The sequence below is a fragment of the Microbacterium yannicii PS01 genome, from assembly GCF_000304335.1.
GTDB lineage: Bacteria > Actinomycetota > Actinomycetes > Actinomycetales > Microbacteriaceae > Microbacterium > Microbacterium yannicii_A.
Genome location: NZ_CAJF01000058.1, coordinates 1 through 6,040 on the forward strand (window position 1 = coordinate 1; position 6,040 = coordinate 6,040).

Below are 6,040 nucleotides of genomic sequence, written 5' to 3' on the forward strand. Positions count from 1 at the left end.
CGAGAGCGTCGTGATCATCGATGAGGGCCTCGCGTTCAATCCCGATCGCGGCGTGGACCGGGTCGTCCTGGTAGCCGACGAGACCGGCCTCCCCGCCATCGCGGGCGTCGCCGCGTCGCTGCCGGCCGGCGCGACGGGCGTGGCGATCATCGAGGTGCCGTCGGCGGAGGACGCGCTGGACTTCGTGCGGCCGGCCGGCCTCTCCGTCGAATGGATCGTGCGTGAGTACGGCACGAAGCCGGGAATGCTCGCGTTGCGGGCGCTCACCGAGGCGACGCTTCCGGATGCCGGGTTCCACGCCTACATCGTGGGCGAACAGGCCCTTCCCACCGACGCCCGGCGCCACCTGGTCGGCGAGCGGGGTGTGCCGAAAGACCTGGTCAGTTTCTGCGGATACTGGCGCGTGGGGGCGGCGTCGCCGGCCCCGAGATCGCAGCGCGCGACGGCGGAGACCCCGGCGTGAGCCGCCTCGCGACGTCGTACCTGCTCACCTGCGCGGCGATCGGCGTCGCCGGCGGCGTGCTGCTGTGGGGCGCCACGAGCCTGTCGACGGTGCTCTTCGCGGTCGCCGGACCCATCTCGGCCGGCCTCGCCGGCATCTGGCTGCTGCCCGCCGTCGTCGCCCTGCGCCTGCTCGAGCGGCCGCTGGCCGGCATCCTGGTCGGACTCATCTCGGGTCTGGTGGTCTTTCCGTACCTCTTCACCAACCTGTGGTGGGCGTTCTTCGCCGAGCTGCCGTTCCTCATCGTGCTCTACCGGTTCTGGAAGACCTGGCAGTACTTCGCCGGCGCCACGTTCGTCGCGCTGATCTACCCGGTGCTGGCCGCGGTGTCGTTCAACCTGTGGGAGATGACGCTGCCGGTCCAGATCGGACTGTTCGCGCTCACCCTGGCGAGCTGCCTCGGCGGCACCTGGCTGGGGATCATCATCGCCGACCGTCTGAAGGCGGCCGGCGTCGCCAAGCTGGCGCGCCGTCGCCCGAAGTCCGTGGTCGCACCCGACGCCTGACACGCTCCCTCTCCGGTCCCCGTCCGCACGGCGTTGAGCGGGCTGATCTGGTGCCCGATGACGATCGATCAGCGGGCGGATGGGAGTTCGGGCGGACACCAGCGCCAGTCGTCTTGCGGGCGGGTCCACTCTTGGCGCTGCGGAGTCCATTCGCGGGCGACATCGGTGAGCCAGATGGTGGAGTCGGGAGCCCAGCCTCCGATCACTGAACCGTATTCCTCGTCGATCTCGACCAGCGTAGTGGCCGTGGACAGATACCCGAGCGTAGTGAGGTGCACGGCATCCCACCGCGCGGCGACGCGCTCCCAGTCCGGGATCACCCACCGCCCGTCACGTCCGGTAACCCGGAACCAGTCGTGTCGTCAGGACGCGGTGACCTCCATCGGGTACTCGCGGCAGAAGTCTGCCCAGTCCTCCGGCGTCTGAATTTCGAGCGTCCGCCCCACTCCGCGCACGGGGATGATCGTCGCGACCTCCCAGCCGAGGGAGTCTTCGACCAGCTCAAGAGCATCCGCCGGACTGCTGCGCGTCGCGAGAAGCGTCTGCGGTACCGACCACCAGGTGCCTGACCAGTTGGCGTGGGGGTCATGGGGCCGCTCGCGTGCTGAGCGTTCCTCGTCCGCACGCTGGGCGCCGGTCCACTCGGCCAGCATGGCTGAGGGTTCCCGCACCAGTAGTTCGCTGTCCGCAAGCGGACGCCACTGCACTGCCCACTGTGCTTCCCCGCACGGCGCGGCGAGGTCGGGCATCGCTGTAACCAAACGCCGCGCGACACGGCCGAGCACGTGCAGTACCGGCGGAAGGGCGGCGACGGCATCCGCGCCGTCGGGCTCCTGCCAGTAGCGCGCGAGATCGACCGACGCCTGCAGCGCCTCCCTCAGGATGTCTCCACGGATATGAGTCAGGTCGACATCGTCGATGAGCGCCGAGAGGTCGTCGGCGCTGAACGTCGGATCAGGTTCCGGGTCGGAGGTAACCCCGTGAGGCGGAGAAGCGTGCCCGGGTTCGGATCGAGCTCGTGGCCGAGCCAGAACAACGCAGTGTGCACCGTCTCATCGGTGCGGGCGGCGTACTCAAGGCACATCCGACGACCGCGCGGACCACGAAGCAGGGCATCCGCGAGATCCTCCACCGTCCCACCTTGCCGGACAGTCGCGCATCTCCTCCACAACTGCCGGCTGGCATCAATTGCGTTCCTTGACCGGTTCTGCTCCGAACGCCGGAGAGGGGCGGCTAGCGTGATTGTATGCGGGAGCGCAGAGCTATATGGCTGGTCGGTGGTATCGGACTAATGGCCTGTGGCGTTGTGGGCATCGTTCGCGGGTCGGTCCTTGGAACCCCCGGCGCCGCCGAAGTGCTCGCAGTCCTCACGGACGGGATTTGGGCCGGGGCGGTTCTCGTTCTCGCGATCGGGTTCAATCGGGCAAGTAGCGTGGTCGCACGCGAGCCGCTAGGGCTGGCCGCCTTGACCGTCGTCGCCGTGTGGCCGCTCACTGAGACCATCGTCAATCTGCTCACCGGCCCGCTGGATCCCGGACAAGTCAGCGACTGGTTGTTCTGGATGTACTTCTCGATGGTTCTTCCCCTCATCGCCGGCGTGATCGCCGCGGTGCAGATTGCGCGCGCCAGCGTCGTCCCGAGCCCCTGGAACTGGATTCCGCTGTGGGTCCTTGCCGGACAGGTCACGCTGTGGGCAGTGCCACAACTGGTGGCGGTCGCGACACCGGCGGCAGTCACGCAGGCCCCCGGGCTGTGGGGCGCGCTCGGAACCCTGGGATTCCTCGCAGGCACACTCGGGCTCGGTATCGTCACGACGGTCCTCGCCACAACCTCACGTGGCGCCACGGTCGACATCTTCCGCTCGTCGCCGACAAGCTGACGGATCGCTTCCCGCGCATGCATCTCAGGCGGATATAGCACCACGGGCCAGGGAGGTGCGCACCTCTACTGATTCTGCGTCGGTAGTCTGCAAACGTGACCCCCTCGCTACGCAAGCTCAAGAAGCTGGTCGGAATCTGGATCATGACAGGAACCGTGTTGCTGATCGCTGGTGCGTTCTTCATTTTCGCCTTTCCGCCCATCGTGAGGATCCTCGCGACGGCCGCCCTCGTCCTCGGCGGAATCCTTCTTCTCTGCGGCTTAATCGGCAAGGTTGCCGCGCTCGCGGTTCAATCAGCCGACGAGCGCGGCCACGCCCTTCGGGGAGATACCCTGGACACCCGACACGCTGTTGGTCCCGAGGGCACTGCGTTGTAAGCGATGGCGAGGGGCAATCGCGGCGCAGTGGAGCGCGGCATGAGTTACCGCTTCGAACTATGGGTTGCATCGATTCTGCTCGGCGCCGGGCTCCTCTTCGTCGGGTTACTTGCCGGGGTTGGCCCGATGCTCCAAAGGCGCACCCCCTGTCTGTACTCGATCACGCCACCCGCCGAGTTCGTGGCGGAGTATCAGGAGGGAATCGGCTCTACCGACCCCTGGGTGTCGCTGTTCCCGTACGGCGCGAGATGTTCCTACGTTGCGAATTCCACAGGGGAAACTGCGATGTCGGAGCTGTCGCCGTGGCCCTCGGTATTGGTCACAGGAGGCGTCGTTCTTGTGGTCCTGGGCCTGTATAGCGCAGCTTCCACCTACCGCAGAGCACGTTGACCGAACCCGAACCGACCGTCTCCCCTGGCGACGTGTCGGACTCAGCCAGACGATGTGGCAATGAATGAGATCAAGGTCGGCTATGCGAGGGTTTCGACGCTCGAGCAGGATCTGTCTGTTCAGCGAGACCCTCTGGTGCGGCTAGGAGTCGACGAAGCCCATATCTTTGTGCATCACGGGATGACGGGCACAAACCGGGAGCGGCCTGGTCTGCGGGAAGCCCTTGCGGCAGTCAGATCCGGCGACACGCTCGTCGTGACCAAGTTGAATCGCCTCGCACGGTCGCTGAAGGATGCGCGAGACATAGCCGACGAGCTCACCGCCAAGGGAGTGGTGTTGAGTCTCGGCGGGAGCACCTATGACCCGGCCGATCCGATCGGTCGGTTGCTGTTCAACGTGCTAGGCATGGTCGCTGAGTTCGAGGCGGATCTCATCCGGATGCGTACCCGAGAGGGATGGCGATTGCCCGCGCGAAGGGAAGACTGAAGGGGAATGAGCCCAAGTTGACTCGGACGCAGCGCTCGCACCTTTACGAGGTCCTCGACGGCGGCGCGTACTCCCAGACCGAGATCGCCGAACTTTTCGGCGTCTCTCGCGCGACAATCTACCGAGAGACACGCCGTCGCGCCGCAGCCAAGCAGCAGCTGGTCGCCGTGTGAGGAGCTCTGGAACGCTGAGCGGTCGCTTGGTGATCCGATGTCTCGGCGTGAGCTGACGGCTCAGCGGCTCTCGTAGACGACTGTGAAGTCCGTACCCGACGAGAATCCCGTAGCGCGGATGGACTCAACCAGCTCTTCGGCCAGGTAAAGCTGCCCGCGCGGCATCTCGGTCAACTTGAATGCCTGGATATGACCAAGCACCTCAGTACGGAAGACTGCTGCCGGAATTGTCATGATGCGACCTGAGGTGAACCGGACGATCTCTGAGCGCTGCTCGTCCAACACCCCGGCAACTTGTGGCGCCGAGAAGAGAGCGAGTCGCGCATCGTCGCATTGCAGAGGCAGCACCTCGCCGTGCCGTCGTAGGAGCGGTCCAATGACGTCGATCGCCTCGTCGCGGAGAACGAGCTCACCTGAACCAAGCCAGGGCAGGTGGGCGTGCTGGCGCGTTCGACCGCGATCGTCCAGCGTGAGCAGTTTCATGCGAATCGGATTCCAGGCGGCACGGCTCGAGCGCTCTGCGAGGGTTGCGATGACCTCAAATTCACCGGAGTGGACCGGCAGAGCCCACTCGTACCCCTCGGGAACATTGGGCCCGAAGATGCGTACGCCAACCACTACGGGAACCTTAGACTCGTCGAATCCACTTCCCTAGCCCGCTCGCGGGCGGCGGCGTACGCCATCTCAACTCGGCCGGTAGTGAGCAGCCGCTGACTAGTCAGACCGAGCATCGATCGAGCGGTGTTCTCATCCACGTCGTGATCATATGGGCGTGTCGGCGTTCGCTTTCTCACTGAGCCCCCTATCCGGCCGCTCTGCCGCTGCGGTCCGCTCTCATACTTGGCGCCCGCGTGAGGGTCGGTCACCGTTCGCTGGTATGCCGCGGGCTCCCAGTCTCGCGAGCTGGGCGCCATGTGGCCTTCATGGACGTCACTGCTGCTACGTCCGTGTGGAACCGATTCCCCGAGATCGCGAGCGTGCGCGCCGGGTCAGTGGTGCAGCGCGCCGGCTAGCCTTGCGACGCGTTCGGGTCAGCGCCCTCCTCGTACACGTAGACGTTGATGTGGTCGCCGTCGAGCACGAATCGGGTGAGACTGTCGCTCCCGCTTATGTCTGCGATGGTGTCAGCGCCTGTAAGGGAGCACCCTTCTGCGGCGCGCCCTCCGTCGCTGATGGGCTGGCCGGAGGCGGACAGGAGCAGGCAGGTCATGCCGTAGCGAGATTCTCCACTCCAGACGGTGACGTGGCCCCAGACGTCGGGGCCCGGGAAGTCCTCGTAGCGCTTCAGCTGCCCGGGACTAATCCCCAGCGCGTCGAGCTTGGCCCCCGGGTCGCTCGGCTGATCGGCGGCGGCACCGTCCGACCGCAGTGCGAGCACACGATCCGGTGCCGCCACGTAGGATCCACGTTTCTGCCCACCGGTGGCGGTCGGCACCTCCGCGGTCGCTGTCTCAGCCGGGATGGGAGTGGACCGATCAGCAAGCAGCTGCCACATCGACGCGGTGACCGCCACGTTCAGGGCGAGGGACGCAATGACGGCGCCGACGATCAGCGAGCGGCGGCGGCGGCGCCACCACGGTACCGCGGGGGCTCGGTCGAGGGCGTCGGAATCGGCGGTCGACCCCGTCGCGGGGTCTTGCTCGATTACTGGGGTTCCGGCACGCTCATGCACAGCGAACGCCGCGCCGACACGCTGAGGGCGGCCTGACGTCGCAGCAGAACGCGAC

At 66.4% G+C, this 6,040-nt stretch carries 8 protein-coding genes and 1 pseudogene; 5 read left to right on the forward strand and 4 right to left on the reverse strand.

Annotated features, from left to right (window positions below; genetic code table 11):
• Window positions 1–463: siderophore-interacting protein (locus tag WYM_RS20825; protein WP_019182358.1), on the forward strand; the 463-nt coding region annotated here is incomplete at its 5' end.
• Window positions 460–1,008, forward strand: coding sequence for an ECF transporter S component (locus tag WYM_RS18610; protein ID WP_019182359.1), 549 nt, complete (start codon window positions 460–462; stop codon window positions 1,006–1,008). The genes WYM_RS20825 and WYM_RS18610, both read left to right, overlap by 4 nt.
• Before the next feature lie 68 nt (window positions 1,009–1,076).
• Here WYM_RS18610 and WYM_RS21870 read toward each other — a convergent pair whose 3' ends face one another.
• Together WYM_RS21870 and WYM_RS21875 are read right to left on the reverse strand one after the other, a co-directional pair.
• Window positions 1,077–1,328 (reverse strand): hypothetical protein, encoded by a 252-nt coding sequence (locus WYM_RS21870; RefSeq protein WP_019182360.1) that lies wholly within the window; start codon window positions 1,326–1,328, stop codon window positions 1,077–1,079.
• A gap of 42 nt (window positions 1,329–1,370) precedes the next feature.
• Window positions 1,371–1,757 carry a hypothetical protein gene (locus tag WYM_RS21875; protein ID WP_157525363.1) on the reverse strand — a complete coding sequence of 129 codons (387 nt, stop codon included), beginning with the start codon at window positions 1,755–1,757 and terminating at the stop codon, window positions 1,371–1,373.
• A gap of 716 nt (window positions 1,758–2,473) precedes the next feature.
• Between WYM_RS21875 and WYM_RS18630 the strand changes: the two genes are divergently transcribed.
• The 3 genes and pseudogenes from WYM_RS18630 (at window position 2,474) to WYM_RS20835 (ending at window position 4,313) form a co-directional block, all read left to right on the forward strand.
• Window positions 2,474–2,887, forward strand: coding sequence for a hypothetical protein (locus tag WYM_RS18630; protein WP_237739458.1), 414 nt, complete (start codon window positions 2,474–2,476; stop codon window positions 2,885–2,887).
• Between the two features lie 95 nt (window positions 2,888–2,982).
• Window positions 2,983–3,264, forward strand: a complete 282-nt coding sequence (locus WYM_RS18635; RefSeq protein WP_157525365.1) for an MFS transporter — start codon at window positions 2,983–2,985, stop codon at window positions 3,262–3,264.
• A 450-nt stretch (window positions 3,265–3,714) separates the two neighbouring features.
• Window positions 3,715–4,313: pseudogene (locus WYM_RS20835) on the forward strand (recombinase family protein).
• Between the two features lie 60 nt (window positions 4,314–4,373).
• Here the strand turns inward: WYM_RS20835 and WYM_RS18650 are convergent.
• Together WYM_RS18650 and WYM_RS22050 are read right to left on the reverse strand one after the other, a co-directional pair.
• Window positions 4,374–4,931, reverse strand: coding sequence for a hypothetical protein (locus tag WYM_RS18650; RefSeq protein WP_157525367.1), 558 nt, complete (start codon window positions 4,929–4,931; stop codon window positions 4,374–4,376).
• 391 nt (window positions 4,932–5,322) lie between these two features.
• Window positions 5,323–6,040: hypothetical protein (locus tag WYM_RS22050; protein ID WP_026059931.1), on the reverse strand; the 718-nt coding region annotated here is incomplete at its 5' end.